The sequence below is a fragment of the Sandaracinaceae bacterium genome (assembly GCA_020633055.1).
Classification (GTDB): Bacteria; Myxococcota_A; Polyangia; order Polyangiales; family Houyiibacteriaceae; genus JADJJE01.
In genome coordinates this window covers 892,847-918,688 of the sequence record JACKEJ010000004.1, presented here as the reverse complement: position 1 = coordinate 918,688, position 25,842 = coordinate 892,847, and the positions used below count along the sequence as shown (strand labels likewise).

Sequence of the window (25,842 nt, the reverse complement as noted above, 5' to 3'; positions counted from 1 at the left end):
GACTTAGGTCATCTACGTCTCATTTTAGGAGGTGTGTTTTCAGTGACGCTTGAATTCGTGTCGTTCATGGGTGTGAAGCACGACACCGGATGGTGCTAGAGGCGACCCGCACGGGACCACAAGTCAGCCTACGGAAACGTAGTAATCGTGTTTGAGTTTCTTGGAATGTGTGTTGACTTGGCTATCGGTCCGACGTGATTGATCGTAAGGCATCCATAGGTGGCACTGCGTGTCGATGGAGGCCATGCGTTCTCGTCACGCCCTGCGGACGGGGCCTGTAGACGAGCGTGGGCAGACGGGAGACACTCTCCGACGAGCCCATGAACTCGATGGATCAGAGCACCTTCATTCCCGCCGTGCTGATCGTGGCCTTCGCCGTGTTCGCCATCTTCGCGACGCTCGCCTGGGTCTTCCTCCGCTCGCGCCTGCGCGGGAACCGTGCCGCGCTGTGGCTGGCAGGCGTCTACGGGGCCTGGACCGGACTGGAAGACAGCGCATCGTGGGACCGGGACCGCGCGCAGAGTTCGCTACGCAGTTGGTATGGCATCGAGAACGCGAACGACCTCGACTCGCTGCTCGAAGACCTGGTGCGCGGCCGCCAGACCGGCAACCTCGCGTGGGACGCGGGGCGGGCGGCCGACACGGTCCGCATCGCCGTTGCCGCAGGCCTGCTGAGTGACGGCGACAACCGTGACTGGACCTTGCGCATCGCCGAGGTGCTGCAGAGCCGCTACGCGAGCTGGGAGCAGTACCTGACCGCCTTCGAGGCGGGCATGCACGCCTTTCAGGACCGCTCTGGCGTGCAGGACCCCGAGGCGCGTGGGCGCGTGCGTGCGAACTATCCCGTGCTGTCGCAGCAGGTGTGGCCCAAGGCGGACTTCAAGGCGCCCTTCGACTGAACGCCGCGCTCGGCAGCGGTCCCAGCGGTGCCTCCTCGCGGCCTCCAGCCACTGGCGGCCACGCCCATGCGTCGACTCGCTGCACGGGGGCGTCAGGCTACGAGGGTACCGGACCTTCGGTCGGCTCGTACTCCAGCTCGTCCACGCACACCTGCCGCCACAGCCCCTCGAGTCCCTCGCTGAGCGCAGCTTCCAACACGCGGCTGGCCGCACGCCGTACGATGCCGAGGGGAAGCATGGCCGGGATGTCCTTGCGGGGCGCAGCCCACACGTGGCAGTGAACGTTGGTTCCTCCCAGTACGCCGCGCGCCACGAAGTCGATCGAAGCGTCGGTGTTGCCCTCGCCCGCCACCGTGGTGACCTGCAGCGCGTAGCGGTCCTCCGTGGCTTCGCGCACCACGTCGACCACCAGGCGCAGCGTGCCGCGGAAGCCGCCCACGCCGAACGGGCCGAGGTGCACGCGGAAGCGCTCACGCCCAGCCACGTACGCCGCGTCGTCGGCCGGCAGCGCCTGTACCAGCCCCACCATCGGGAGCAGGCGCATGGCGCGCGGAAAGTCCGACAACAGCGCGCGCACGTCCGGCAGGGGGGCGTCCACCTGCCGGGAGGCCTCGGACTCGACGATCAGCCGGCGCATGGCGCGGCCCGCCTCAGGCGCCTTCGTACATGGACTCGATGTCCGTCGCGAAGTGGTCGTAGACCTTCTTGCGCTTGACCTTGAGCGTGGGGGTCAGCTCGCCGTCCTCGATGGTCAGGTTGCGGGCCAGCACCTTGAACTTCTTGATCTGCTCGACGCGCGCCAGCTCGGTGTTGACGTGATCGACGGCGCTCTGGATCTCGGCGCGCAGGGTGGGGTGCTCGCCCAGGCCCTCGAGCGACAGGCCCCGCTCCTTGGCCCAGGCCGCCGACGCCTCCGGGTCCAGCGTGACGACCACGGTGAGGTACTTGCGCCGGTCGCCGATGACCACGGCCTCGTTGATGAGCTCGTGGTTCTTGAGCGAGGCCTCGATGTTCTTCGGGGCGATGTTCTTGCCGCCGGCCGTGATGATGATGTCCTTCTTGCGCCCCGTGATGTACAGGAAGCCGTCGCGGAACTCGCCCAGGTCGCCGGAGTGCAGCCAGCCGTCCACGAGGGTCTCGTCGGTGGCCTCCTTGTCCTTGTAGTAGCCCATGAACAGGTTGGGCCCGCGCACGAGGATCTCGCCGTCCTCTGCGATCTTCACGTCCACGCCCTTGACGGCCGGGCCGACGCTGCCGAAGCGGTAGTTGTCCGGCATGTTGAACGAGGTGGGGCCGGTGTCCTCGGACTGGCCGTAGACCTCGAGCACGATGACGTCGAGGCTGGCGAAGAACTCGAGCACCTCCTGCGCGATGGGCGCGGCACCGCTGACGCAGATGCGCGCGCGGGCGAGGCCGATGGCGGGCTTGAGCTTCGAATAGATGAGCTTCTGCGCCAGCTTGTACTGCAGGCCCTTGTTGCCGTGCGGCGTGAGGTTGGCCTCACGGCCCACCTTCATGGCCCACTCCACCAGCTTGGCCTTGGGGCCCGTGGCGAGCTTGAGCTTGCTGCTGATGCCCGCGTGGAACTTCTCCCAGATGCGCGGCACGCCGAAGAAGAGCGTGGGCTGCACCTCCTTGAGGTTCTCCGGCACGGCGTCGATCGACTCCGCGAAGTACACGCGCGCGCCGGTGGTGATGGGCGCGTGGACCGTGAACATCTGCTCGGCGATGTGGCTCAGCGGCAAGTAGGACAGGCTCACGTCGGAGCTGCGCAGGTCGTTCATGTCGCGCGCGGCGGCCGCGGTCCACGCCAGGTTCTCGTGCGAGAGCATCACGCCCTTGGGGGGGCCCGTGGTGCCGGAGGTGTAGATGAAGGTGGCCAGGCTCTCGGGCTTCAGCGCATGGACGCGCTCGAGGTAGTCGCTCTCGGGCACGGCGTCGCCCTTGGCCATGAACTCGTCCCAGGTCATGACCATGTCGTCGGCGATGCGCGGGGCGCCCTTCATGGTGACGACGTGCTTCAGCAGCGGCAGGTTGGCGCGCTCGGCCTTCACCTTGAGCCACTGGTCCTCGTTTTCCACCAGGATGAGCGGCGCCTCCGAGTGGTTGACGATGTAGGCCACCTCGACTGGGGAGCACGTGGTGTAGATGCCCGCTGCGGCGCCGCCGATGCCCATCGTGGCGACGTTCATGATGACCCACTCGGGCCGGTTGAAGCCGAGGATGGTCGTGGTGGAGCCCACGTCGAGACCGAGCGCCACGAGGGCGCGGCCTGCTTGCTTCACCTGGTCCGAGTAGGTGCCCCAGCTGGTGGCGCGCCAGACGCCGGCGTCGCGCACGTAGTAAGCGGGTGCGGAGGGTCGAGTGTTGGCCTGCCCGAGGAGGCGCGAAGGAATGGTGTCCGCCACAACTAGCCTTTGGTCTTCTTGGTGGGAGCGACCGTCCACTGCGGTCGGCGCCGCAGGAGGGTAGCGTTTCTGAGTCAAAATGGAAGCGGGGCGCCGGTTCTCACGGGTCCTGTGGGCTCCGTGGGGGGTAGCCGGTTTGATGACGTGATCGTGAGCGGGAGAGGGGCGGGCCGCGCACGGGCTCGGTCGCGCAGGCGCTCCCTGCGGTGCCTCCCCCATTCCGGCGCGCCGAGGCGCTTGGAATGGGGCCCCCCCGACACCCGTGCGCGGCCCGCCCCTCTCCCTCGGCGACGTCTCTGCTCGGGGCTCGCGACGGGGCGCGGGATGGACGCGTGGGATCCGGCTTCGGGGCGGGGGGCTCGTGGCTCGTGGCTGGGACGGAGATGGGCTGGTGGGGTCGGGCTTTGAGTGTGTGGGCTCGGGGCTCGCGATGGGGGCTGGGATGGGCTGGTGGGGTCGGGCTTTGAGTGTGTGGGCTCGCGGCTGGGGCGGGGCGCTCTTGCGCGATAGGCTTCGGCGCATGCGTTGGTGTCGCCACGTTCGGCTGGGTTGCGCGTGGCTGGCGGTGAGTCTGCTCTGGTCGTGCGGTGCGGAGGGTGAGCCGGGCGCTCGGGACCCTGGTGCGGGCGCGGGTGGGTCGGCGGTCGTGGCAGGAGCGGGAGGTGGGTCAGGGGGCGCGGGGCCTGGCGCGGTTGAGGATGCGGCGTCCATGGGCGCGCCGGTGGGAGCGGTGGTGCCGCTCGTGCTGGGCGCGGCCGACCCGACGTTGGACGCGCTGCCGTCGGTGCCGGACGCGCAGGCGTGGGCGCGGCTGGCGGCGCCCTCGGACGAGCACGCGGTGGCGCACACCGAGGTGGTCAAGGTGGTCTGGGACCGGCGCCGCGAGGAGCTCCACTTTTGCCAGTCGGAGCGCTGGCCGCTGCACCACGCGTTCGTGCTGCACCTGCACCCCGAGGAGCAGGGGCGCTATCCGACGCTGCGCGAGTTCGGCACACGCAACTACCTGCGCGCCGACCGTGACTACGTGCTGGGTTCGCTGGTGCACTTCGTGGACGGCGACCTGTGGGCGTTCGAGCTGGGGCCGGCCGACACGCTCGGGGCCGACGAGATCGCGTCCATGCTCGCGCGCGTCGCTGCACGACACTTCGCGGGGGAGCGCCTGCGCTTCCACCCGCGCAGCGCGCATCAGCTGGACGGCGCGGCGCGCGCCCGGCTGCCCGTCCTGGACGCGTCGACCCTGTGGGGGGCGGTGCGCTACCAACCCGTGACGCGCGGGCAGGCCGAGGGGGTGGTGCGCTTCGTGCGCGGCGCGCTCGACGTCGACGCGCTGCGTGGGGACGAGCTCCTCGTGACCGCCACAACACCCATCGACCTGCCCCCCGTACGCGGCCTCGTGACGGCCGAGCTGCAGACGCCCCTCTCGCACGTGGCGGTGCTCTCGGCTGCGCGCGCCACGCCCACCATGGCGCTCCGCGGCGTGCTCACGGATCCTGCGTGGCTCGCGCTCGAGGGGCGGACGGCGCGGCTGGTGGTGGGCGCGCGGGGCTTCTCGCTCGAGCCCGTCTCTTCGGCTGCACAGCCGTCCGCGACCGCCGCGGTACGCGTCCCACCGCTGGACGCCGATGCCATGGCGCTCGTGTCACTGGCGGGGCTCACGCTGGCGGACGTGGGACGCGTGGGCGTCAAGGCGGCCCAGCTGGCGGAGGTGCGGCGCCTGGGGCTGCCCGTGCTGGACGGCTTCGTCGTGCCGATAGGCCACTTCGTTCGCCATCGCGGAGACCTCGTCGCGAGCCCTCCGACCTTGCGGGCGCCTGAGCAGGGCTTGGTCGACGACCTGGCGCAGCGCGCCCGCGCGCTCGGGGCAGAGCGCGTGATCCTGCGCTCCAGCGCCAACGCGGAAGACCTCCCCGGCTTCAGCGGCGCGGGCCTGTACGAGTCGGTGGTGGTGGACGCGCGTGACGCGGAGGCGCTCCGGGATGGGCTGCTGCGCGTGTGGCGGAGCGCGTTCTCGGTGCGCGCTCGTGCGGAGCGTGCCCGGGCCGGGGTGCCCGAGCGCGACGTGGGGATGGCCGTGCTGGTGCAGCCGTTCCTCGCATCCGCGCGCGCCCTGGGCGTGGCCATCACCGAGAACCCCTACGGCCACCGCGCGGGGTACGTGCTGAACCTCGCCGCAGCGGGGTCGTCGGTGACGGCAGGCGAGGGGACGGCGGAGCAGTGGCTGCTCTACCTGGGCAGCGCGCCCGAGCTGGTGAACGGTGCGTCCACAGCACGTGCGCGGCTGCTCGACCCACCGGTGGCGCGTCGCCTGCGGGACGACCTGCGCACGCTCGACACGGGCCTACGAGCGCTCTACCGCGCCCGTGGCGACGAAGCCGGCGCGTTCGACGTGGAGCTGGCGATCTTGCCCGACGGTCGTGTGGTGTTCCTGCAGGCGCGCCCGTTCGGCACACTCGCGTCTCCCTGACGGCGGATACGCGGTCAGACGCCGATGCGCTTGCGCACCGCGACCAGCACGTCGTCCAGGAGCTCCTCCTCGACGACCACCTCGACCGTGTTCTCCAGGACCGCGTTCGCCACGCCGATGCTCATGGCCAGCAGGCGCGAGTTGTGGGCCACGTGCAGCCCGTCGTACTTGGCCTCGCGCTGCCACTCGGTCAGCGTGCGCCGCACCTCGGGCGTGTATCCCAGCAGCGTCATCCAGTTCCCGAACGTGTACCAAGGGCGTGGGAAGGCCTCGATGTGTTTCTGGTGGTACGCGATGATGAAGTCCGAGTGGGCCTCGCAGATGTTGCCGGACGACTCGAACACCCCGATGTGATGACCGAGGTGCCACATGCGCACCTTGCCGCGGCCGTCGTCGAGCTCGTCGTAGTCGCGCCCCTGGTGCTCAGCCAGCAGCGTGCGGAAGGGGCGCGCAGGGGGGCGCTGGGTGAGCCGTTCCGACGTCATGCCTCAGGGTACCGTGTTCCAGGCCATGTCACGTCCCCGTCTGCTTGCGAACCTCGATCAGGATGTCGTCCAGCGCTTCTTCGTTGGGGACCACCTTCACGCTGTTGTCGAGCACGCTGTTCGCCATGCCGATGCTCATGGCGAGCAGCCGCGAGTCGTGTGCGACGTAGATTCCGTCATAGCGCTGCGACGCCTGCCAGTCGGTCAGCAGCCGGCGGACGTCTGGCGTGTAGGCCTTGAGCGTCATCCAGTTCCCGAAGGTGTACCAGGGGCGCGCGTAGGCCTCGATGTGCCGCGCGTGGTACTGGATGATGAACGCGGCGTGGCTCTCGTGTAGGGACCCCGACGACTCGAACACGCCGATGCGATGCCCCAGGTGCCAGAGCCGCACCATGCCGCGTCCGTCGTCCAGCTCGTCATAGTCGCGCGCCTGGTGCTCGGCGAGGAGCGTGCGAAATGGGCGCGGTCGTGGGTTGGGGGGCAGGTCCGGCATGCTGAGGTCGCTATGTGTACACTCCGTCATGGCAGCGTCACATTCCCGTCAGTGGTCCACAATATCCTTGTTTGGGGCTACGCAGCATTGCGCCGCACGGGTATGAAGCCAGCCCATGTCCACCCAGGTCACGCTGCGCCACGAGATCCCCACCAACCCCGCTCACTTCATGGAGCGCGTCCACTGGAACGAGCACTACCAGGAGACCATCCACAAGCTGCTCGACATGCGCTACCAGCTCATCAAGCGCGACCCGACCACGGGCGAGCGTGAGGTGAAGACCTGGCCCAGCACGGACGTGCCGGCCGTCGTGCGGAAGGTCATGGGGGACGACCTGCACTTCCACGAGAAGGGGCAGACCGACGCGGCTACCGGCCGCTACGACTTCGTGGTGCATCCTTCGAAGGGCAACATCACGATCACCGGCTACCAGGCGGTGGAGCCCCTCGGTGCCGACAAGCTCACGCGCATCGTCCACTTCGACATCGACGCGAAGATCCCGCTGGGCGTGGGCAAGGTGGTCGAGGCCTTCGTGCGCAGCGCGCTGCAGCGCAGCTACGACGAGAGCGCGACGCTGATCGGGAAGTACCTGCGCGGCGAGCTGGGATGAGCGGCGGCGGGCCGCTGCGCGAGCTGCTGGCGCTGTCGGCGCTCGACCAAGCGGCGCTGCTGCGACGGGGGGAGCTCACGTGCGAGGCGCTGACTGCGGCTTATCTCACGCGCATCGAGGCGCGCGACGGCGCGCTGGGGGCGTTCGCGCACGTGGGGGCCGAGCGGGCGCTCGCGGCGGCGCGGGCGCTCGACCGACAGCGACGACGTGACCCCCATCAGCCGCGTGGCCCGCTCTGGGGGCTGCCCACGGGGCTGAAGGATCTCCACTTCACGGCGGGCGCTCCCGCGCGCATGGGGTCCCGCGCGTGGCGGCACATGTGGTCACCCTTCGATGACGCCACCAGCGCTGCCGTGCGCCGCGCGGGCCTGGTCATCACGGGCAAGCTCACCACCTCCGAGCTGGCCATCCTGCCGTTCGTCGAGACCGACCTCGGCCCGCCCACGCGCAACCCGTGGGACCTCGAGCTCACGGCGGGCGGCTCGTCCGGAGGCTCGGCGGCTGCCGTCGCCGGGGGCCTCCTGCCGATCGCGCCCGGGAGCGACGGCGCCGGGTCCATTCGCATCCCCGCCGCGTTCTGCGGGTTGGTGGGCCTCAAGACCACGCGCGGCCTGGTGCCCAACCCCATGGACACCTTCGACACCATCGGCATCTCGGTCATCGGGCCCATCGCGCGCAGCGTGCCGGACGCCGCAGCCCTGCTGGACGTGCTCGCGGGCGATCCGCACGGGGGCTTCTCCAACGCCTGCTGGGGTGACGTACCGTCCTTGCGTGTGGCCACCACGGTCGAGAGCCCGCTGGTCGAGACGCACCCCGATGTGGTCACGGCCGTGGACGTCGTCGCGCGTGTGCTCGGCGAGCTAGGTCATCGCGTCCAGGCCGCGCCGGCGCTCGAGGGAACCGTCGCGGAGTTCCTGCCCATCTTCCAGTACCTCGTGGCGGCGCAGCCGGTCATCTCCGCGCGCCTGCTCCAACCGACCACGCGCTGGCTGCGCGACGCGGGCCGCGACGTGCACAAGGCGCATGCCATGCACGCCCGGCACAGCATCGCGCAGCGGGTGGACGCGCTCTTGGCGGACACGGACCTGTGGGTGGTCCCGACCGTTGCCGTGCCTCCCCTGCGCGTGGGCGAGCTCGCGCGCTGTGGGGCCGCCGAGCGCTTCGACCGGGCTGCGCTGCTGGGCGCGTGGACGGCGGCGCTCAACGCCAGCGGCAACCCGGCGTTGACGCTCCCCGTCATGGTGGGTGGGCGGCCGCTGGGTGTGCAGCTGGTGGGCAAGCGCGGCGACGACGGCCGTCTGCTCGCGCTGGGGCGCGCCGTGCTGGACGCGCTGGGTACCCCGCTGGTCACGATGCCCGCATAGGGCCTCGCGAGCGCCTTGCGACGTCGCCGCGCGGCGGTAGAGTCACGGCCGTGATCCGGGCGTGTGTCGTCGCGTTGTCGTGTTGGGTGGCCGCCGCCGTGTACGGCCTGCTCGGTGCGCCTCCGCACGGGCTGCAGGCGCCCGACATCCGCAGCATCAGTACGGTCAGCGCGCCACCGCAGCAGGGCGCACGGGTCATCGAGAGCGAGCGCGTCAGCCTCGATGTGCGGCCATCGCGCGACGCCTCGGCAGACGCGGACGAACGTGGGACCACGGTCGTGCGCACGCCGCAGCGCGGCCCACGGACTCTGCGAAGCTCCTGTCACGGCCCCGTCGATGCGCGCGTCCCCTCGCGCATGGCCACGGTCGCCGCGCGCCCCGTGGACCTACGACGCGCGCTCGAGCGCGCTCGTCCCGGTCGCCAACGGGGTCGACTCGAACCCGCGGCCGCAGCGCGCGCCTGAGACGCGCAACCCAGGGCCGCGAGGTCTCCTCGTCTCGTTCGCGCGCGGCACGTCCGTCGTGCGTTCCCTGGGCGGCGCCCGCTGTGGTTCTGACGCGCTCGCTTCGTCGAGCCGCGTGACCCGGAGGTGGCCTCGTCCGAGGCCCGACCTCGTCGTGCCCAACCACCCCCTCTCACTCCATTCCGCAGCGTCTCCGACGTCGAGCCGCTGTCCGAGGTCCAACATGTCCAAGTCCAAGAGCCGAGTATCCAAGGCTCCGTCCCCACCGTCGCGCGGCTCCGCGACACGCAGCGCGCAGTCCCAGCCCGTTCCGCACGAGGCGGCCGTCGTGCATCGCGCCGAGTCGGTTCCATCGGAGCCCGGCGGCGCTCCCCCGGTCTCGCCCGCCACACCAGCCGGCGCGACGGGTGATCGTGACCGTGACGGGCTCGAACCGCTCGCGCCCACGACCGATGCCTCCGACGCCCCGCGCGTCAGCGCGCCGTCATCCGAGCTCAACGCCTTGTGGCCGCTGCTGGTGATGGCGGCGCTGCTGCTCGCGGTGGTCGCCTACGGGGCGTTCACTTCCGGCTCGTAGCGGCCAGATCATCGCCCCACGTGCGCCGCCAGCGAGCCGCGCACGTGGGGAGGGATGGCGCGCGCTCACGTCGTGCCGAAGGCGGGGTCGCTGATGCTGGGCAGGCCGTTCTCGATGCGTCCGGCGACCCGTCGCGCGAACGTCGCGTCGTCTGCCACGGTGACCTCGTAGTCGTACCAGCGCCCCGCCGCCGAAACGTCGAGCCGCAGCGTCTGCTGGCCGCGTGCCCGGACCTCGACGCGCACGGGGCTGGGGTCCGTGTATGCGCGGGCGCTCACCAAGCACGTCTGCGCGCGCTCGCTGCGGTTGTGTAGCGTCAGCTCCAGCGTCTCCGTCTGCCCACGGTAGCGCGCCTCGACCTCCAGTCCCTGCGTCTCCGAGGTGGCGCTCGCCGCGCCGCGCAGCCAGCGGAAGAAGCCGTTGGGGCCGAGGATGGTCAGCTCGTAGGCTCCACCCGGATCGGTCACGGGGATGGTGTCCGAGAGCGCGTCGCCGGAGCCGACCGCGTAGCGGCGCGGGATGTCTTCGAGGTGCAGATGGTCGTAGACGTGGAACACCGCACCCACACGACCATGGTTCAGGAAGTCGAGTTGCACGCCCTGGGGCTCGGCGCCCACCTCGGCATCGACGTACAGGGCATACGGCAGCGCGCGCGACGGGCGGGTCCCCTGCGCTTGGCGCGGCATCGCACCCGCCGCGCCGGTGGGTGCGGGGACGGGATCCAGCAGCTCCTGCGAATCCCGCAGCTGCGAAGCCTCGGCGCGCGTGTAGCCTGCGAGCGGCGGCACGGCGTCGTCGTTGGGGTTCTCGAAGTCGAACGCGCTGCACAGGTCGCCCGAGAACGCGCGCCGGAACGCGCTGATGTTGGGCTCTTCCACCCCGAAGCGCGCCTCGAGGAAGCGCAGGATGGACGTGTGGTCCAGGTTCTCGGAGCACACCCAGCCCCCGCGGCTGAAGGGCGACACCACCCACATGGGCACGCGCGGACCCGGGCCATAGGGAGGCGCGCCGCCGAAGATCACCGCCGCCGCTTCGTGGCGCTCGGCGCTGTCGTCCACGGTGCTCGCGCCCATCACGGTGCCATCGCGCCGCGCGGAGGGCGCGCAGGGCGGCGGCACGTGGTCGAAGAAGCCGTCGTTCTCGTCGAACGTCACGAGCAGCACCGTCTTGCTCCACGTCTCGGGATCGGCCGTGAGCGCCTCCAGCACCTGCTGCACGTACACCGCGCCCTGCGCCGGGCACGAGGGGCCCGGGTGCTCCGAGTACTCCGCCGGGCCGATGATCCACGACACGCTCGGCAGCTGCCCCGCCAGCACGTCCGCGCGGAGCCCCTCGAGGTCGTCGTTGGTCAGCGTGGTGGAGACGCCCAGGCGGGCGAGCGGCGAGCTCGGGTCGTCCCGCTCTGCTGTTCGAAAGCTCTGGAAGCCGACCAGCGGGTTGTCCGTGAAGTTGTCCGCCATGTCCTGGTAGACCTTCCAGGACACCCCGGCGTCCTGGAGGCGCTCGGCGTAGGTGGTCCACGTGTAGCCCTCGGCCGGGTCGCCCAGCGTGTCGTGCGAGTTGTCGACCGCAGGACCCCCTTGCTCGCCCGTGGGGTCGTTGGTGCCGGTGAAGGCGACCAGCCGGTTCGGGTTGGTGCCCGCGTGCATCCCGCAGAAATACGCGTCGCAGAGCGTGAAGGCCTCGGCCAGCGCGAACTGGAACGGCAGCTCCTGCTGCGTGTAGTAGCCCATCGCGCGCTCCGACTTCCACGACGCCCAGCGCCCGTAGCGCCCGTGGTTCCAGGCCAGCTGCGCGTCCACGAAGCTGTGGGGCGTGCCCTCGACCCGCTGCGCGTTCCCGGCGGTCTCGTCCAGGTGGTATGGGAGCACGACGTTCCCGTCTCCGTCGCGCTGGTGCCACAGCGAAGGGGCGTCGGCGACGGGCGCGGTGAAGCGGTCCCCGAAGCCGCGCACACCGGCCATGGTCCCGAAGTAGTGATCGAAGGCGCGGTTCTCCTGCAGCAGAATGACCACGTGCTCCACGTCCATCAGCGAGCGCGAGCAGCTGTGGGCGGGGATCTCGAGGGCCTTCGTGATGCAGCCGGGCAGCGCGAGGCCCGTGGCGGTGAGTCCGGTGAGGCGCAGGAAGTGTCGACGTCCGAGGGTGGGCATGCGGGTCTCCGTGGGTCGCGCACCCTATATCAACCGACTCGCTCACGTGGGCAACGACTGCTCTTGGCGTGCGACCGAACGTGCACGAAGACGGCATCTGCGTGACGTGGAATGAGGTGCGCGCCTGCGGTGTTTCCCCCGTGCGATGTCCTTCGATCCCACGTCCATGCTGATCTCCTTCGTCTTCGGTGCGATCGGCTTCGTGGGCTTCGTCTATGGGCGCCGCATGGCGCGCTTCCCACACATGCTCGCGGGTGCCGTGCTGATGACGTTTCCGTGGCTGGTGAGTGACCCGCTCACGATGGCGCTGGTGGGCGTGCTCGTCATCGTCGGCTGGGTGGCCCTCGTGCGCATGGGCGTCTGAACGCGCGACGCGGGAACGTTGCCGAACGTCCACGTCGTCGTCGTGTCTGCGCTCTACAAGCCGGTACTGAGCGAGCCGTGACTCGCGCCGAGGTACCGCATGCACGTCACCGTCATTGGCTCTGGATACGTGGGACTGGTCACAGGGGCTTGCTTGGCCGAAGCTGGCAACACCGTGGCCTGCGTGGATCGCGACGCGGCGAAGGTCGCTTCGCTCGCCCGTGGGGAGGTGCCCATCTACGAGCCTGGGCTCGAGTCGATGGTGCGCGCCAACCTCTCCTCTGGGCGCCTCACGTTCTCGATCGACACCGCCGCTGCGGTGCTGGGGGCCGATGTGGTCTTTCTCACGGTCGGTACGCCTGGGCGGCGCGACGGAGGGGCGGACATGCGCCACGTCGACGCCGCGGCCGAGACGGTGGCGCAGTACGCGCGCAAGAGCGTCGTGCTGGTGTTGAAGAGCACCGTGCCCGTGGGCACCAACGAGCGGGTGCGTCGCATCGTCCAGCACGCGACGCACCCGGTGCACGTGGTCAGCAACCCGGAGTTCTTGAAAGAGGGCGCGGCCCTCGCGGACTTCCTGCGACCGGAGCGAATCGTGGTGGGCTACGCCGGAGACGACCGCGGCGTGATCGCGCTCATGGAGCGCCTGTACCACCCGTACTGTCTGTCGGGCAGCCGCCTGTTGTGGATGACGCCGGCCTCCGCCGAGCTCACCAAGTACGTCTCGAACACCATGCTGGCGATGCGCATCTCGTTCATGAACGAGGTGGCGCTGCTGGCCGACGCGGCCGGCGCGGACATCCACGACGTGCGCCAGGCGGTGGGCGCCGACAGCCGCATCGGGGACAAGTTCCTGCACGCCGGAGCGGGCTACGGCGGCTCGTGCTTCCCCAAGGACGTGCAGGCGCTCAGCGTCGCGGGCCGCGACTTCGGCGTGTCGATGGAGCTGGCCGACGCGACGCACCGCGTGAACGAGCGCCAGAAGACGGTCATCGCCGCCAAGCTGCGCGCGCGCTTCGGCGGCGACCTGCGGGGGCGGCGCATCGCCGTGTGGGGCCTGGCCTTCAAGCCCGAGACGGACGACACGCGCGAGGCTCCCGCGCTCACCACCATCGACGTGCTCCTCAGCGAGGGGGCGCACATCGTGGCGCACGACCCCAAGGCTCTCGACGAGTTCCGACGGCTGCGTCGTGACCGCGTCGAGCTGGTGCAGTCGCCCTACGACGCGCTGAACGGCGCAGACGCGCTCGCGCTCCACACCGAGTGGCGCGAGTATCAGAACCCCGACTTCGACCTGATGCGGCAGCGCATGGCGCGTCCCCTCATCGTCGATGGACGCAACGTGTGGTCGAGCTACGACCTGAGCGCGTTGGGCTTCGAGTACGAGGGCATCGGCGTGGGCCGCGCGGGGCAGCGAGAGTCGTGGACTCCCATGGTCGACGGACGCGTCCGGCCGTCCGTGCCGCGGCTGGTGCAACCCGTGCGGCGCACGGAGCTTGACCTCCGCGCCGGCTCCGCCGACGTGCTGTAACGCCCGCAGCGTTCGAGCGCGTCACCCGGCACGACGCGCGATGGGCGCCACGCGTGGCTCGCGGCGCGCGTGTTGCGTAGGGCTCGCGTCGCCTGCTCGACCGCAGCCCTCTACACCAGCAGCTCGAGCGCGGTGCGCGTCAGCACGCGCGACGCGGGCTCCATGGCGCGGATGCGCGCGTGGACGTCGGGTACGCGGGGCGGACCGTCCAGCCACGCGGCCACCCGCTGCGGGTCGGCGCGTTCTACGGGCGCTGCCACGCCGATCCCTGCCTCCTCGATCAAAGTGGCGTTCATGCGGTGCTCCGCGTCACCACGGGCGTACGTGGCCAGCAACGGCTTGCCGAGCATGCCGCACTCGGCCGGGAGGTGGTTCCCCGCCGAAGAGATGACGGCGCGGCAGCGCAGCAGATGCGTTGCGAAGTCCTCGGCGTGCGGGCGACGCACCTCGACGCCACGTGGGGCGTGCCGTGCGTCTCCGAACAGCACCACGCGCTCGCCGCGCGCGACCAGGTGCTCGAGCCAGGGACGCCCGTCGCCATCGCGGAAGTACGCGAGCACGTACCCATCGTTCGTGGGGGTTCCGTCGAGCCACACGGGCAGGTCCGGGCGCGCCACGGCGGTGCGGGGCACGAACGGTACCGCTGGCGCGAAGTGCACGACGACGCGCCGCGTCGCGCACCACGACGAGCTGGCAGCGTTGAGCGCTTCGCGCGTCCGTCGCGCGGGTGGGAGCGTCGCAGGCAGCCGACAGGTGGCATAGAGCGAGCCGTGTCCCACCGACACGGTGGGGATGCCGAGGGCTGCTGCAGCGTGCAGCGAGGGGCCATCACCGTCACAGACCACCAGCCGAGGTCGGGTGCGTCTGAGCACGGCCACGTCGCGCGCGACCCGGGTCGCGAAGCGGCGCAGCAAGCGCGGCCCGGGACCGCACGTGTCCATCGCCTCGCAGTTCTGCAGAACCCGGAGCATCTCGCGCGCCTCGCGGCCGGCGTGGACGTGGACGCGCACGCCCGCGCCCCTCAGGTGCGGCACGCAGTGGAGCGCGCGCGCCGCGTGACCGCGGCCACGCCCATGCACGAACCAGGCGACGTCGTGTGGCACTCAGCCCGCCCTCGTCGCACGCGCGGCCGCCAGCGTCAGGGGCGGCGCGAGGTCGGGTCGTCTCGCGCCCGCGAGCGCCTCGTACGTGCTGAACAGCTCGTCGAAGTGACCGGCGGCGTCCAGCACCTGCGTCTGACCCGCGCGCCTCGCGGCGGCGCGCATGCGCACGGGGTCCCGCGCGCCGAGGCGCTCGATGGCGTCCGCGCAACCCGCTGCGTCGCCTGCGCGATAGCGCTCCGCGTACTCCGCACCCGCGAGCTCGGCCGCGCCGCCCGCGTCCGGCACCACCAGGGGCAGCCCCGCCGCCAGCGCCTCGCCCACCACCAAACCGTACGTCTCGGCCGACGAGCCGTGCACGAACGCGTCGGCGCTGGCCATCATCTCCGGCAGCGCACCGGGCTCGTCCACGAAGCCCACCAGGTGCACGCCCGCGGTCGCGGCGGCGCGCCGGCGGTAGTACGGCGCGAGCGGGCCGTCCCCCACGATGGCGAGCCCCACGCCGTGCGGGAACACGGGTGAACCCTGCAGGTGCCCGACCGCGTCCATCAGGGTGCCGACGCGCTTCTCCGGATGCAGGCGGCTCACCGCCAGCAGCAGCGTCGCCCGCGGGGAGAGCCCACAGCGCGCCAGCAGGTCGGCGCGTCGCGTAGTAGACGCCTGGGCTTGGGCGAAGCGCTGCCGGTCCACGCCGAAGCGCACCGTGGTCGGCGCGTGCACCCCGAAGCGCGCGAGCCGCTGCGCCAGCCACGCGCCGCTCACCACGGTGCGGTCGAAGTGCCTCGACAGCTGCCGCAGGTAGCGCCAGTAGGGGAGCGCAGCGCGGTCCACGGTGTCGGGTCGCAGCGCGCCGTCGAGCAGGCTGTGCCCGTACACCGCCACGGCGTCTTGGTGGAAGACCAGCACGCGTGGGGCGCGACCGGGCGCGCGCGCCGCGAACCAGCCTCCCGACCACGGGCTCGAGCCTTCGATCACGTCTGGGCGCTCCTGCGCGATGACGGCGTGCACGGCGCGCTCTCGCGCGAGCACGTGGTAGCGCGAGTCCAGCGGCATGGTGGGGCTCCTCACCCACACCACCTTGCCTCCGTAGCGTTGCTCCACGCGGTCCTCCGGACCGGGGGCCACCACCACCACCGACACGCCGCGCGCGGCGCCGGCTTCGAGCTTGCGGTGTACGTACGTACGGACGCCCCCGCCGCGGTCGGCGAAGAACTCGTTCACATCCAAGACCTTCATGCGGGTACCTCGATGGCGCGGCTGTCGACCGGCTTCGGACGCCGATAGACACGCAGCGCGGCCGGGAGAAAGAACAGCGCGAACACCGCGGTGGCGCACGCGCGCGCGGCGGGGTGGGGGGCTTCACCCTCGAGCAGCGCGAGGGTGAGGAGCGCCGCTGCCGTCGCGGTGGCCCCACGCGTGAGCAGCGGAAGCATCGCCTCGGACAGGCCCCAGCTCCCGGTCAACGCGCGCATCGCCGCGCATTGGAGGAGTCCTTGCAGCACGAACGCGAGCGCGACGGCGAGCGCAGCGCCGTCCACGCCGTAGGGCGGCACGAGCACGCCCAGCAGCGCGCCCAGGACGCCGAGCGTGGCGAGCCCGACGAGGAGGGTCACGCGGCTACCCCCGAAGCCGCTCACCACGGGTCCGGCGAGCCCGAGCAGGCCGTTCAACGTCCACCCGACACAGGCAATCACCACGGCCGTCTGACCACGCTCGAAGCCGGGGCCGAACCAGGGCAGCACGAGCGGCGCGAGCATCACCGCCGCGAACGCGAGCGGGAGCTGGGTCGCGAACACCAGGCTGCTGGCCAACCCGAAGCCCTCGCGGACGCGCTCACCGCGTGGGGCGGTGGCCATGTCCGCCGCGACCGCGTGCACCACGGGCTCGAACGACGCGCGCGCGCCGCGCACGGTGTTGCCGAACTGGGTGACCACCCCGTACACGCCGACGAGGGCGGGGTCCACCAGCGCGGCCAGCACCAGGGCGTCCAGTCGGAAGAGCAGCACGTTGAGCGTCTCCGCCGCCCCGAGCGGCAGCGCATACCGCACGAACCCGGAGCTGAGCTCACGCTGGCGGTCGCCCTCGTCGAAGCGGCCGACGCAGCGCCAGTAGGCGACCGCAGCCGCCACGGCGCCCAGGCACTGCGACGCGAGGAACGCCCAGGCCAGCCCCAGCTCTTCGAGGCCGAGCGCGTGCAGCGCGATGGCCGCCCCGACGAGGCTGAACGGGAGCACCACTTCGCGCACCAGCACGAGCACCTCGGGCCGGCGGCGCGCCACGCTCGCGTACGCGAAGAAGTCACCCACCGCCTGGGGCAAGATGCCGAGCGCCATCAAGGACCAAGGGAGGCGAGCCTCGGGGAGCCCGCGCGAGTCCGCCAGCGGCCCGGCCGCGAGGGCCGCGAGGAGCGTGAGCAGCAGGGCGGAGCTGCCGGCGACCGCTGCGATCCCAGCGAGACCACTGCGCGCCCCCGCGCGGTCTCGCTGCGGCAACCAGTAGAGGAGCCCCTTGTCGAACCCCAGCAGCGCCACGCGTACGGCGAGCATCACACCGGCTTGGGCTGCCACGAACAGACCCCAGCGCCCGGCGCCGTAGAGGTGCGTGGTGAGCGCCAGCAACAGCGGGTGCCCCGCGCGTACTGCGAAGCCCAGCAGGTTCGCGAGCGCGCCACGCCGCAGGTCGCTGTCGTGCGTGACGGAGCGCTCCGTCGGCAGTTCGTGGACACCGCTGTGGGGCATGACGACCCTCGCCTCCTAGCACGACGCGTGCCGCGCGACGGGCGCGTGACCACCCGCTTGCAAACGCCACGGTAGTGCTACTGAGACGCCGCGCTGTCACGATGGTCGACGCATCGTCGTCACGCGCCATCAATTCGACATTCACCCAAGATGGAAGCGGGACTGTGTCTTGCTATGTACGCGCCGATGCCGCTCTGTCGTCGATACCTCGCGCGCTGTGAGACGGCCCCCGTGGTGGTCCTGCTGTGCCTCGCGGTCGTGAGCGCGCTGGCCGTGTGGGGGGCCTCCACCGTCGCGTTCGACACGCGCCTGCTGGCGCTGCTGCCCCCGGACAGCGAGGCGATGCGCGACCTCTCCGCGCTCGAGCAGCGGGGGACCACGGGCACCCCCCTGCAGCTGCTGGTGACCTCGCCCGATCCGGCCGCGAACCGGCGCGTGGCGGGCTGGCTCGCGGACGAGCTCGTGCGCTGGCCCGACGTACGCTGGGCCGAAGCGCGCCGCGGCGCCGAACGCCTGCGCGCCAAGCAGCTGCTCATCGTGCCTGCGTCGGAGCTCGAGGGGTGGGCCGACCAGCTCGAGGGGATCGTGGCGTGGGAGCAGTGCGAGCGCATGCCTGGTTGTGTCCAGCTGGACGACCGGCCGCCGGACCTCGATCTCGACGACGTGCGCGCCCGGCTGGCCGCGCAGCCCGACCTCGCCAACCTCGGCCGCCTGCTGCGGGAGCCCGTGACGACCCTCGGGACAAGCACCGGAACGGCAGACGACGTGGACGTGGGCGCGCTGTGCAACGACGACGGTGACGTGTGCGCCGTGGAGGCGTCGCTGCGCGGCGAGGCCCGCGACGTCACGGTGGCCGAAGACGTCCTCCGGCGCGCCGAGGCGCTCGGCGCCGAGGCCGTGGCCCGCGTGGGCGCGCCGGACATGCGCGTCGTGGTGAGCGGACCGGTGCGGAACGCGGCCATGAACAAGCGCGTGGCGGAGGCCGACCTGCAGCGCATCTCGTGGCTGAGCGGGGCGCTGGTGGCGCTCGTGTTGCTGGTGCAGTTTCGCTCGCCGCGTTGGGCGCTCGTGATCCTCACCCCCGTGCTCGCTGCCGGCGCCGTCACCCTCGCCCTCGTCGCCGCCGTCGGCCAGCCACTCAACCTCATCGCGTCGTTCAGCTTCGCCATCTTGATGGGGGTCGGCGTGGACTTCGGCATTCACCTCGCGGCGCACTACCGGGCTGCGCGCGCCGAGGGACTACCCGCCGCGCATGCCGTCGCACACACGCTCGACGCGCTCGGCAACTCGCTCGGGGTGGCCGCGTTGAGCACCGCCGTGGCGTTCTTCGCGCTCACCTTCGCGGCGTTCCCGGGCTTCGCTCAGATGGGCTGGGTGGCAGGGGCCGGCGTGGTGGCCGCCTGGGTGGCGAACCTGCTGTGGTTCCCGCCGCTCGTGTCGGCGCTCGAGAGGCTCCGTCCCGAGCGAGCCCCGTCCCCCCGAGCCGATGGGCCGCGCCCGCTGGATGTGCCCCCTCGCCCCGGTCGACGGCTCCCGCTCGTGGTCGCCGGGGTCGGCCTCCTGGGGGCGTGTGTGCTGGGAGCCTTGGCCACGCGGGTGACCGTGCAGGAGGACTTTCGTCGCCTACAGCCCGAGGGCATCGCGCACGGCCTCGACGCGCGTGGCGCGCTGCATGGCACACAGGGCGTCGAGGTGCAGCTCTACGGGGAGGACCCCGCGCAGGTCCGCGCGGCCGCGCTCGCCATCGCGCAGCGCGTGGGTGTCCTCGCGGACGCGGACGACGCGCGGGTCGGCGAGGCGCTGGTCTTGACGGCGGCCGCCCTCGCGTCGGACGAGCAGCCACGGCGCCTCTCGGCCATCGCGCGTGTCCACGAGCAGCTGCTCGACCTCCCCGAGGCGCTCGATCCCGAGCTGCGCGCGCAGGTCGACCAGCTGCGCCCGCTGTTCGCCGTGCATGAGCCCATCGGGCCCGCGGACCTTCCGCCGTTCGTGCGGGACGCGCTGGTAGACGCGCAGGGACGGCTCGGGCACATCGCGCTCGTGATCGTGCGCGCCAGCGGCTCCGACGCGCGCGCCATGATGCAGCTCAGCCAGGTGCTGGCCGAGGTGCGCGGTGAGCACCCGTCCGTCGCGCTGGCCTCACCGCCGGCGTTGCTCGGCGAGGTGCTGCCCGCGCTCTACCACGACGCACCGTGGGTCGTGTTGCTCGCGCTGCTGGGGTTGAGCGCCTCGACCTTCGCGCTCTCGAGGAGCCTGGGGCGCCTCGCGCTCGTGCTGCTCGCCGTCGCGGTGACGAGCGCCGTCACAGGGGGTGTGTTGGCTCTGTGTGGGCTCTCCCTCAACCTCTACAACATGGTCATCCTCCCGGCGGCCTTCGGCATCGCGGTGGACGGAGCGGTGTACGTGGTGTGGGCGCGTGCGGGTGAGGGGAGCGGTCCGGAGCAGGAGCGCGCGCTGCGGGTCAGCCGCGGCGCCATCCTGGGTTCGACCGTCACGACCCTCTCGGCGTTCGGGAGCCTGGCGACCAGCACGCACCCCGGCGTGGCGTCGCTCGGGTTGGTCGGGGCGCTCGCCGTCGGGCTCGCGTCGGTCGTGAACCTGGTGTGGCTGCCGGCCGTGCTGAACACGCGCTGGGTGGGCCGCCGGTTCACATGAGTGTGCCCCGGGCGCACGCTCGTGTGCCCGATGTTCACAGTTTGACGACGGGCGTCCATGACGCGCCGCAACGATTTTGAATGACGCCAACGTCGTGCGTTGAATACGACGCTGTAGTGTCACAAATGAAGGCGTGTGAATCGATGCGTTACACGTTTGATGAGCGCGCTCCACACAGTCGCTCCCGGGTACGGGTATTGCCTGCTCTCGCGCCGAGCGACGGCGCCTCGAACGCGCGTCGCCCAGAGACCGTCACCGAGATCGGAAGCCCCATGACTCTCCCTCACGTAGCCCAGCTCTCTCGCCCGAGCCCCATCGGCGGCGCCACCGAGTCACGGGCGACGCCCCCCAGCTGGCTGCGCCGCGTCGCCATCGCCAACGACTACGTGCGCATCCCCTACGCCAACGGCTCGTCGTTCGCGTCGCAGTTTCTCTACCGCGCGCTCGAGCAGAACGGGCACGAGGTGACCATCGTCGGCCCGGAGGAGCGGGGCGCGAACGGTCCGGCCGTCGGCGCGATGCCGCCGCGTCACCTGTGCCTGGCGTCCGTGCCGCTGCGCACCCATCCCGGGGTGCACCTGGCGCTGCCTTCGCGCGGGCCGTTGCGCGCCCTGGGCGCGGCCAACTTCGACGTCTTCCTGGCCCAGACGTGCAGCGCACTCCTGAAGGCGGGCGTGTGGCTGCGACAGGCGCACCAGGTGCCGCTCGTCGCGGTGAACACCGTCCACCTGCCCAGCGTGTACAACGTGGTGCTACCCGACTGGCTGAACGAGCGCGCGTGGGTGCACGAGCTCTTCCGTGAGCGGATCGTCCCGTGGGTGGAGCGCACCACCGCCGAGACGTACAACCGCGGCGACGGGCTGGTGGTGCTCAGCCCAGGCCTCAAGCGCTACTGGGAGCAGCGGGGCGTCGAGGTGCCGATCCACGTCATCCCCAGGGCCATCGAGAAGCGCATCTTCGACGGACGCGGTGGTGCCGACCCGTTCGACGAACGAACGGTCCGTGGCAGCCGCTTGCTCGTGGTGTGCCGGCACGTTCGCGAGAAGAACATGGAGCAGCTGCTCTCGATCTTCGCGCGCGACATCCTGCCTGGGCACCGCGACGTCACGCTCACGCTCGTGGGCGATGGTCCGGACCATGACACCTTCGTCCGTCACGCGGCCGCGCTCGGGCTCGCTGATCGCGTGTTCTTCGCAGGCGAACGTCCGCTGGCCGAGATGCCGCGCTGGTACGCCCACGCCGACGTGTTCGTGTACACGTCGCTCTCCGAGACCTACGGGCAGGTGATCGGCGAGGCGCTGCACGCCGGGCTCCCGGTGGTGGCGTTCGCCGATCAGATGGGGGTGAGCGGACAGGTGACCAACGGTGTCGACGGGTACCTCGTGGACCCAGGCTCGGACGAGCGCGACGGAGGGCTGGCGTTCGGCAGCCGGGTGCTGCAGCTGCTTGGCGATCGCGCGTCACGTGCACGCATGGGGGCGCTCGCGCGCGACAACGCGCTGCGACGGAGCGACCCCGACGCGTGCGTCGCCCGCTACTACGACGCGTTCGAGAGTGCGCGCCTCCACCGGGACGCGCAGCGCGAGGGACGCTTCCCGCGTGCGGCGAGCTCCGCGACCCTCGCGAGCTGGACGGCCCTGCACGGCGTGTCCTTCGCGCTCGGCCTGCTGCGTCCGCCCGTGCAGCTCAACCGGGCCAAAGCCCAGACGCCAGCCTGGGACCTGTGAGAGCACGATCCTGTTCGCTGGCCTACGGGGCGTGTGCGACGCGGCGGCCCACGATCGGGATGCGCACGCGCGAGGACACCGCGCCATGGTCGGGGTCGTCGCGGTGGTCGCGGATCGACCAGCGCCACTCCTGCACCTCGAGCGCGACCACATGGTTCGCGTCCGGCGTCCCGGTGGTCTCCAGGTGATGCGCGAAGCCGCGCATGAAGTCGTCGCACGCCAAGCCGTCGTCACCTTCGCCGAAGCAGCGGTGCAGGTGGAAGCGGTAGCGGGAGTCGCGCAGGGCGCGCACCCACTGCTGCGGGAGGGCTTCGCGCTCACGGCCACGGTCGTCGACGGTCACGATGCGGTTGTAGCGCACCACGCCGTCGTGGTTGCGGCGCGAGTACATCTGCATCCCGGTGAGCGGGTAGAACTCGACACCCGCCAGGTTGGCCACGAGGAAGACCGAGGCGAACGCCATGAACGGTCGCGTGTCTCGCGCGCTGCCTGACGGCGCACCAAGTGTGATCACGTGGCCGTCCGCAGACCCGTCGGGCGACTCGACGTCGGGGGCCGTGCGGCGTCGCAGGAACGTGCTGGCGCATGGCGAGCAGCGGTCCGTCAGCACCTGCGCGTAGTACAGGCCCAAGACGAGGATCAAGTCTGCGAACAGCACGTTCTGCATCACGGCGATGCCCACGTGGGTGGCGAGCATCGCCGCCGGCATGACCCAGCGCGCGCGCTGTGAGAACAGCATCCCGAGCATGCCGAGCTCGGTGCCGACGGCAGCGAGGCCCAGCAGCGCGAGCGGCCAAGCCGGCCCCGTCGCCATGGGCAGCCCCACGCGGAAGGGGAGCTCCATGGGGTTCAGCGCGTCCATGGCGAGGATCACCCGCAGGTTGTCGGGCTCCCACCACAGCGGCCCCCCATTGAACAGCTTGCTCGCGCCAGCGGCCACGTAGGCCAACGACAGCACACCGAAGAAGGTGTAGCGCGCCCATCCGTAGTGTGCGCGGCACTCTCCCGAGGACGCCCCCTGTGGCGGGCCGCTCTGCCATGCGTCGAGTGACCATGCGTCCGTGCAGCGGAAGCAGGCCAACACGAGCAGCAGCCAGATGGGCAGCAAGCCCGCGTGGAACGCGTTGGCGTACGTGCGCAGCAGGCCACCGAAGACGAACGTCGAGACCGCCGCAGCCAGGACCACGCGACGCCCGCCGAAGCCCAAGAGGGAAAGCCCCAGCAGGCCCCGCGTGCCCCATACGAGCCCTTGCAGCACGGCAGGGCTGCGTGCCGCGTCGGCGACGCCTGGAATGCCGAGCACGAGCAGCATCACGCCTTTCGGGCGCGCCGCCGAAGCGGGTAGCCGCGCGACGCTCGGCAGGTCCTCCACGAAGGTCGTCACCAGCAGGATCGTGGCGACGACGATCCGCAGGAACGCCACCGTCTCTTTCGTGGACTCGCCGACCACGCGGGCGGCGAGGGCGCGCCGGTCTCGCCACATGGCGGGAAACACGAAAGGCAGCGACACGAGGGTGACCGCGCAGGCGAGCCGACGCATGGCAGATGCCCATGCGTCCAGGGGCGAGATCACACCGCCGCGCGTGGCGGCGCGTAGCCACGCAGCGAGTCCATCGGACGCGCCTGCTTCGAGCCGTGCGGCGACGTCGAGGTAGAGCAGCGCGCACACCCCCCACGCGAGCAGCACCCCCATCGCCACGTCCGTCCGGAACCGTGGTCGTTGCGTCGCCTGGTCCATCGCTGCGCCGCCTTGGCTCAGGTGGCGGCGTCCCAGCGCGCCTCGAGCGTCTGCATCACCGCGCGCCGCGTCTCGCGTAGCCGGTCGCCCACCAGCCCAGAGAACCCGCGTCGCTTCTCGTCGAAGAGGCAGGGGTGAACCGCGCGGAGCGGGAGCTGTGGGCCTTGCGTGATGGCGTCGCGCAGCGCGGGAGCCACCCGGGGGAGGGCGCTGCGGGCCACGTAGACGAACGTGTTCTGCCGGTACCAGTACGGGATGCGCTCGTCGTTCCACAGCGGGGTGCGCAACACGTCGGCCAGCGCGTAGCCTTTCGCGTCGAAGCGCACGGCCCAGTAGTCGGGCCACTGCTCGTTGACGTGCCCTGTGCCACCCTGACCGGGGATGGCCGCCGAGAACAGCACCACGTCGGACAGGCGCGTGAGGTTGTCGACGAACGTCAGCGCCGCGGTCTCCGGCAGGTGCTCGGCGACCTCCAACGAGATGGCGAGGTCGCAGCGGCGCATGAGCGGCAGCGGCTGCACCAGATCGGCTCGCCGAAAGCGGTCGGCGTCGATGCGCAGGCGGCGCGCGTCCACCCAGGGCCCGTCGAAGCCCGTCACGTCCACGCCGCGTGCCTCGAGGGCGGCGAGCCAAGTGCCCACCCCGCAGCCCACGTCGACGGCCGTACGGACCGTCGGCACCACGGGCAGCAAGCGATCGAGCACGAGCTCGGCGGCCATCTCCTTGGCCACCTGACGCCGCTCGTAGAAGTCCTGCGAGTACATGCGGACACGCTCCCACGCGCGCGTGGCAGACGGGATCAACTCCGGTGACAGAGTGGTGTCGGCGCACTTCGCTGCGGCCTCGTTGGAATATGGCAGCTCCCTCGGACGGGGCGCCTCTCGTTTCCGTGGAACACGAGCTTGCGACCTTGCGCTCGACGCGCAGAGGCGCGCACGATTCCGCGAGGAGATCGACATGTCAGGCGTGCAGTACTCACAGTCCGGTGCCCCACTCTCCACCGCTCACCTGCCGCGTGAGCCCCTCGGGTTCTTCGCGGCCCGGGGCTACGTCAAGAAGACGGGGGACTACCCGGGCAAGCGCGCGGTGGCGGTGATGACCAACGGCGCCATCCTGGGCGGCTCGCTGGTGGGGCTCGTGCTCGTGACGGCGATCGCCGGCTACTTCAACAAGACCGTGGGTGGCGTGCTGTTCGCGCTCGGGGCGGTGGCCATCGCGCTGCTTCTCATGCCGTTCATCGACCGCCGCTTGTTCCAGATGCGCACGGCGCTCACCGCGCTCAGCACGGAGGTGCTCGTGCGCGGGCGTGACTTCTCCACCGGCAGCGCGACCGCCGAGGCGGAGCGCTTCGTGGCCGAGAAGTATGGCTCGTTGGACGGCATCGTGGACGCGCACAACGACGTGCAGCGCATCGTCCGCAAGTTTTTCGAGGCGTTCGACAAAGTGGAGGAGATGCTGCCGATCGACGTGGGCCCCGTGCGTCGCGCGTTCGACTGGCTGGTGCGCCAGGTCAGCCCACGGGTCGCGGACCTGTGCCTCTCGCACTGCTTGGCGCGGGGCCTCCCCGACATCCGGGAGGGCAGCAAGGACGCCGTCGCGCTCGTCGCGCAGAACCCGCGCGCCATCCTCGGCACCGCCATCCGCGCCAACCTGACCGAGCGCATGTTCGGCGGCTTCGCGAACTTCGTGACCACGGGCGTCATCGGGGGTGCGGCCTTCGCCATCATCCAGGCCGTGGCCGGGCGCGCCGCCGCCGACGCAGGCGTCCCGTCGGAGGGGGCGACCGTGATGGGGCTGTTCGCGGCCGGGTTCGGGGCGCTGCTGATCGGCCTGCCCTTTGGCGCGCTCACGTCGTGGTTCATCCGCACGGCGTTCCTGGAGCCGGCGAGCCTGGTCATGCTGCTGTCCCGGTTCCACCAGGTCACCGCCAACCAGGCGGTGGATCCTCAGATGCGTAAGCGCATCGAGCAGGCCGCGAGCTCCAGCGGCTCGTCGGGCGGGCTCGGCTCCCTGTTCGACTGAGCGCCGCGAGCACGACCTGCGGCTTGGCCGTCCATGGCGCGAGCGGGAGAG

General features: G+C 71.2%; 21 protein-coding genes. 11 read left to right on the top strand and 10 right to left on the bottom strand.

Annotation, left to right across the window (positions count from 1 at the left end):
• Nucleotides 1-320 precede the first annotated feature (320 nt).
• Nucleotides 321-899, top strand: coding sequence for a DUF1266 domain-containing protein (locus tag H6726_03725; GenBank protein ID MCB9656736.1), 579 nt, complete (start codon nucleotides 321-323; stop codon nucleotides 897-899).
• A 97-nt stretch (nucleotides 900-996) separates the two neighbouring features.
• On the opposite strand, the gene H6726_03720 is transcribed toward H6726_03725, so the two are convergent.
• Together H6726_03720 and H6726_03715 are read right to left on the bottom strand one after the other, a co-directional pair.
• Nucleotides 997-1,536 (bottom strand): SRPBCC family protein, encoded by a 540-nt coding sequence (locus H6726_03720; protein MCB9656735.1) that lies wholly within the window; start codon nucleotides 1,534-1,536, stop codon nucleotides 997-999.
• 13 nt (nucleotides 1,537-1,549) lie between these two features.
• The gene (locus H6726_03715; protein MCB9656734.1) at nucleotides 1,550-3,526 is read right to left on the bottom strand and encodes a long-chain fatty acid--CoA ligase; all 1,977 of its coding nucleotides are present in this window, start codon (nucleotides 3,524-3,526) and stop codon (nucleotides 1,550-1,552) included.
• A 490-nt stretch (nucleotides 3,527-4,016) separates the two neighbouring features.
• Between H6726_03715 and H6726_03710 the strand changes: the two genes are divergently transcribed.
• Nucleotides 4,017-5,771, top strand: a complete 1,755-nt coding sequence (locus H6726_03710) for a hypothetical protein (protein ID MCB9656733.1) — start codon at nucleotides 4,017-4,019, stop codon at nucleotides 5,769-5,771.
• 14 nt (nucleotides 5,772-5,785) lie between these two features.
• Here the strand turns inward: H6726_03710 and H6726_03705 are convergent, their stop codons facing one another.
• Nucleotides 5,786-6,256, bottom strand: a complete 471-nt coding sequence (locus tag H6726_03705) for a hypothetical protein (GenBank protein MCB9656732.1) — start codon at nucleotides 6,254-6,256, stop codon at nucleotides 5,786-5,788.
• Between the two features lie 28 nt (nucleotides 6,257-6,284).
• Entirely contained in the window at nucleotides 6,285-6,749 is a 465-nt protein-coding gene (locus tag H6726_03700; GenBank protein ID MCB9656731.1) for a hypothetical protein, read from the bottom strand.
• 115 nt (nucleotides 6,750-6,864) lie between these two features.
• Between H6726_03700 and H6726_03695 the strand changes: the two genes are divergently transcribed.
• The 4 genes from H6726_03695 to H6726_03680 all read left to right on the top strand — a co-directional run bounded on the left by H6726_03695 (nucleotide 6,865) and on the right by H6726_03680 (nucleotide 9,764).
• On the top strand, nucleotides 6,865-7,359 hold the full coding sequence (locus H6726_03695; GenBank protein MCB9656730.1) for a DUF2505 family protein: 495 nt from the start codon (nucleotides 6,865-6,867) through the stop codon (nucleotides 7,357-7,359).
• Complete coding sequence (locus H6726_03690; GenBank protein ID MCB9656729.1) at nucleotides 7,356-8,723, top strand: amidase; 1,368 nt, start codon at nucleotides 7,356-7,358, stop codon at nucleotides 8,721-8,723. Before H6726_03695 ends, H6726_03690 begins: the two co-directional genes overlap by 4 nt.
• 50 nt (nucleotides 8,724-8,773) lie before the next feature.
• Entirely contained in the window at nucleotides 8,774-9,187 is a 414-nt protein-coding gene (locus tag H6726_03685) for a hypothetical protein (protein MCB9656728.1), read from the top strand.
• 223 nt (nucleotides 9,188-9,410) lie between these two features.
• Nucleotides 9,411-9,764 (top strand): hypothetical protein, encoded by a 354-nt coding sequence (locus tag H6726_03680; protein MCB9656727.1) that lies wholly within the window; start codon nucleotides 9,411-9,413, stop codon nucleotides 9,762-9,764.
• Nucleotides 9,765-9,829: 65 nt separating this feature from the next.
• On the opposite strand, the gene H6726_03675 is transcribed toward H6726_03680, so the two are convergent.
• Nucleotides 9,830-11,917: a phospholipase C, phosphocholine-specific gene (locus tag H6726_03675; protein MCB9656726.1), complete on the bottom strand. Its 2,088-nt coding sequence runs from the start codon at nucleotides 11,915-11,917 to the stop codon at nucleotides 9,830-9,832.
• A gap of 145 nt (nucleotides 11,918-12,062) precedes the next feature.
• On the opposite strand from H6726_03675, the gene H6726_03670 reads away from it, so the two are divergent.
• A complete protein-coding gene (locus H6726_03670; protein ID MCB9656725.1) occupies nucleotides 12,063-12,281 on the top strand; it encodes a hypothetical protein in 219 nt (72 codons plus the stop codon).
• Between the two features lie 99 nt (nucleotides 12,282-12,380).
• Nucleotides 12,381-13,811: a UDP-glucose/GDP-mannose dehydrogenase family protein gene (locus H6726_03665; GenBank protein ID MCB9656724.1), complete on the top strand. Its 1,431-nt coding sequence runs from the start codon at nucleotides 12,381-12,383 to the stop codon at nucleotides 13,809-13,811.
• A 110-nt stretch (nucleotides 13,812-13,921) separates the two neighbouring features.
• On the opposite strand, the gene H6726_03660 is transcribed toward H6726_03665, so the two are convergent.
• The 3 genes from H6726_03660 to H6726_03650 are packed head-to-tail and all read right to left on the bottom strand — an operon-like array spanning nucleotide 13,922 to nucleotide 17,649.
• Entirely contained in the window at nucleotides 13,922-14,914 is a 993-nt protein-coding gene (locus tag H6726_03660) for a hypothetical protein (GenBank protein ID MCB9656723.1), read from the bottom strand.
• Nucleotides 14,915-16,147 carry a glycosyltransferase gene (locus tag H6726_03655; GenBank protein MCB9656722.1) on the bottom strand — a complete coding sequence of 411 codons (1,233 nt, stop codon included), beginning with the start codon at nucleotides 16,145-16,147 and terminating at the stop codon, nucleotides 14,915-14,917.
• On the bottom strand, nucleotides 16,144-17,649 hold the full coding sequence (locus H6726_03650; protein ID MCB9656721.1) for a lipopolysaccharide biosynthesis protein: 1,506 nt from the start codon (nucleotides 17,647-17,649) through the stop codon (nucleotides 16,144-16,146). The genes H6726_03655 and H6726_03650 overlap by 4 nt, the downstream gene beginning before the upstream one ends.
• Before the next feature lie 186 nt (nucleotides 17,650-17,835).
• Here H6726_03650 and H6726_03645 point away from each other — a divergent pair, with 186 nt between their 5' ends.
• Nucleotides 17,836-20,304 (top strand): MMPL family transporter, encoded by a 2,469-nt coding sequence (locus H6726_03645; protein MCB9656720.1) that lies wholly within the window; start codon nucleotides 17,836-17,838, stop codon nucleotides 20,302-20,304.
• A gap of 272 nt (nucleotides 20,305-20,576) precedes the next feature.
• A complete protein-coding gene (locus H6726_03640) occupies nucleotides 20,577-22,031 on the top strand; it encodes a glycosyltransferase (protein ID MCB9656719.1) in 1,455 nt (484 codons plus the stop codon).
• Nucleotides 22,032-22,053: 22 nt separating this feature from the next.
• On the opposite strand, the gene H6726_03635 is transcribed toward H6726_03640, so the two are convergent.
• Together H6726_03635 and H6726_03630 are read right to left on the bottom strand one after the other, a co-directional pair.
• Nucleotides 22,054-23,724: a hypothetical protein gene (locus H6726_03635; GenBank protein MCB9656718.1), complete on the bottom strand. Its 1,671-nt coding sequence runs from the start codon at nucleotides 23,722-23,724 to the stop codon at nucleotides 22,054-22,056.
• Nucleotides 23,725-23,786: 62 nt separating this feature from the next.
• Nucleotides 23,787-24,533, bottom strand: coding sequence for a methyltransferase domain-containing protein (locus tag H6726_03630; GenBank protein MCB9656717.1), 747 nt, complete (start codon nucleotides 24,531-24,533; stop codon nucleotides 23,787-23,789).
• A gap of 193 nt (nucleotides 24,534-24,726) precedes the next feature.
• Between H6726_03630 and H6726_03625 the strand changes: the two genes are divergently transcribed.
• On the top strand, nucleotides 24,727-25,791 hold the full coding sequence (locus H6726_03625) for a hypothetical protein (GenBank protein ID MCB9656716.1): 1,065 nt from the start codon (nucleotides 24,727-24,729) through the stop codon (nucleotides 25,789-25,791).
• Nucleotides 25,792-25,842 lie beyond the last annotated feature (51 nt).

Excerpts from the sequence above, each read along its gene's own strand:
- H6726_03655 (MCB9656722.1), bottom strand. The coding sequence starts at position 16,147 with ATGAAGGTCTTGGATGTGAACGAGTTCTTCGCCGACCGCGGCGGGGGC.
- H6726_03715 (MCB9656734.1), bottom strand. The coding sequence starts at position 3,526 with ATGGGGGAGGCACCGCAGGGAGCGCCTGCGCGACCGAGCCCGTGCGCG.
- H6726_03695 (MCB9656730.1), top strand. The coding sequence starts at position 6,865 with ATGTCCACCCAGGTCACGCTGCGCCACGAGATCCCCACCAACCCCGCT.
- H6726_03720 (MCB9656735.1), bottom strand. The coding sequence starts at position 1,536 with ATGCGCCGGCTGATCGTCGAGTCCGAGGCCTCCCGGCAGGTGGACGCC.
- H6726_03635 (MCB9656718.1), bottom strand. The coding sequence starts at position 23,724 with ATGGGGGTGCTGCTCGCGTGGGGGGTGTGCGCGCTGCTCTACCTCGAC.
- H6726_03650 (MCB9656721.1), bottom strand. The coding sequence starts at position 17,649 with ATGCCCCACAGCGGTGTCCACGAACTGCCGACGGAGCGCTCCGTCACG.
- H6726_03670 (MCB9656725.1), top strand. The coding sequence starts at position 12,063 with ATGTCCTTCGATCCCACGTCCATGCTGATCTCCTTCGTCTTCGGTGCG.
- H6726_03665 (MCB9656724.1), top strand. The coding sequence starts at position 12,381 with ATGCACGTCACCGTCATTGGCTCTGGATACGTGGGACTGGTCACAGGG.
- H6726_03710 (MCB9656733.1), top strand. The coding sequence starts at position 4,017 with ATGGGCGCGCCGGTGGGAGCGGTGGTGCCGCTCGTGCTGGGCGCGGCC.
- H6726_03630 (MCB9656717.1), bottom strand. The coding sequence starts at position 24,533 with ATGTACTCGCAGGACTTCTACGAGCGGCGTCAGGTGGCCAAGGAGATG.
- H6726_03680 (MCB9656727.1), top strand. The coding sequence starts at position 9,411 with ATGTCCAAGTCCAAGAGCCGAGTATCCAAGGCTCCGTCCCCACCGTCG.
- H6726_03625 (MCB9656716.1), top strand. The coding sequence starts at position 24,727 with ATGTCAGGCGTGCAGTACTCACAGTCCGGTGCCCCACTCTCCACCGCT.
- H6726_03690 (MCB9656729.1), top strand. The coding sequence starts at position 7,356 with ATGAGCGGCGGCGGGCCGCTGCGCGAGCTGCTGGCGCTGTCGGCGCTC.
- H6726_03700 (MCB9656731.1), bottom strand. The coding sequence starts at position 6,749 with ATGCCGGACCTGCCCCCCAACCCACGACCGCGCCCATTTCGCACGCTC.
- H6726_03705 (MCB9656732.1), bottom strand. The coding sequence starts at position 6,256 with ATGACGTCGGAACGGCTCACCCAGCGCCCCCCTGCGCGCCCCTTCCGC.
- H6726_03645 (MCB9656720.1), top strand. The coding sequence starts at position 17,836 with ATGCCGCTCTGTCGTCGATACCTCGCGCGCTGTGAGACGGCCCCCGTG.
- H6726_03640 (MCB9656719.1), top strand. The coding sequence starts at position 20,577 with ATGACTCTCCCTCACGTAGCCCAGCTCTCTCGCCCGAGCCCCATCGGC.
- H6726_03725 (MCB9656736.1), top strand. The coding sequence starts at position 321 with ATGAACTCGATGGATCAGAGCACCTTCATTCCCGCCGTGCTGATCGTG.
- H6726_03675 (MCB9656726.1), bottom strand. The coding sequence starts at position 11,917 with ATGCCCACCCTCGGACGTCGACACTTCCTGCGCCTCACCGGACTCACC.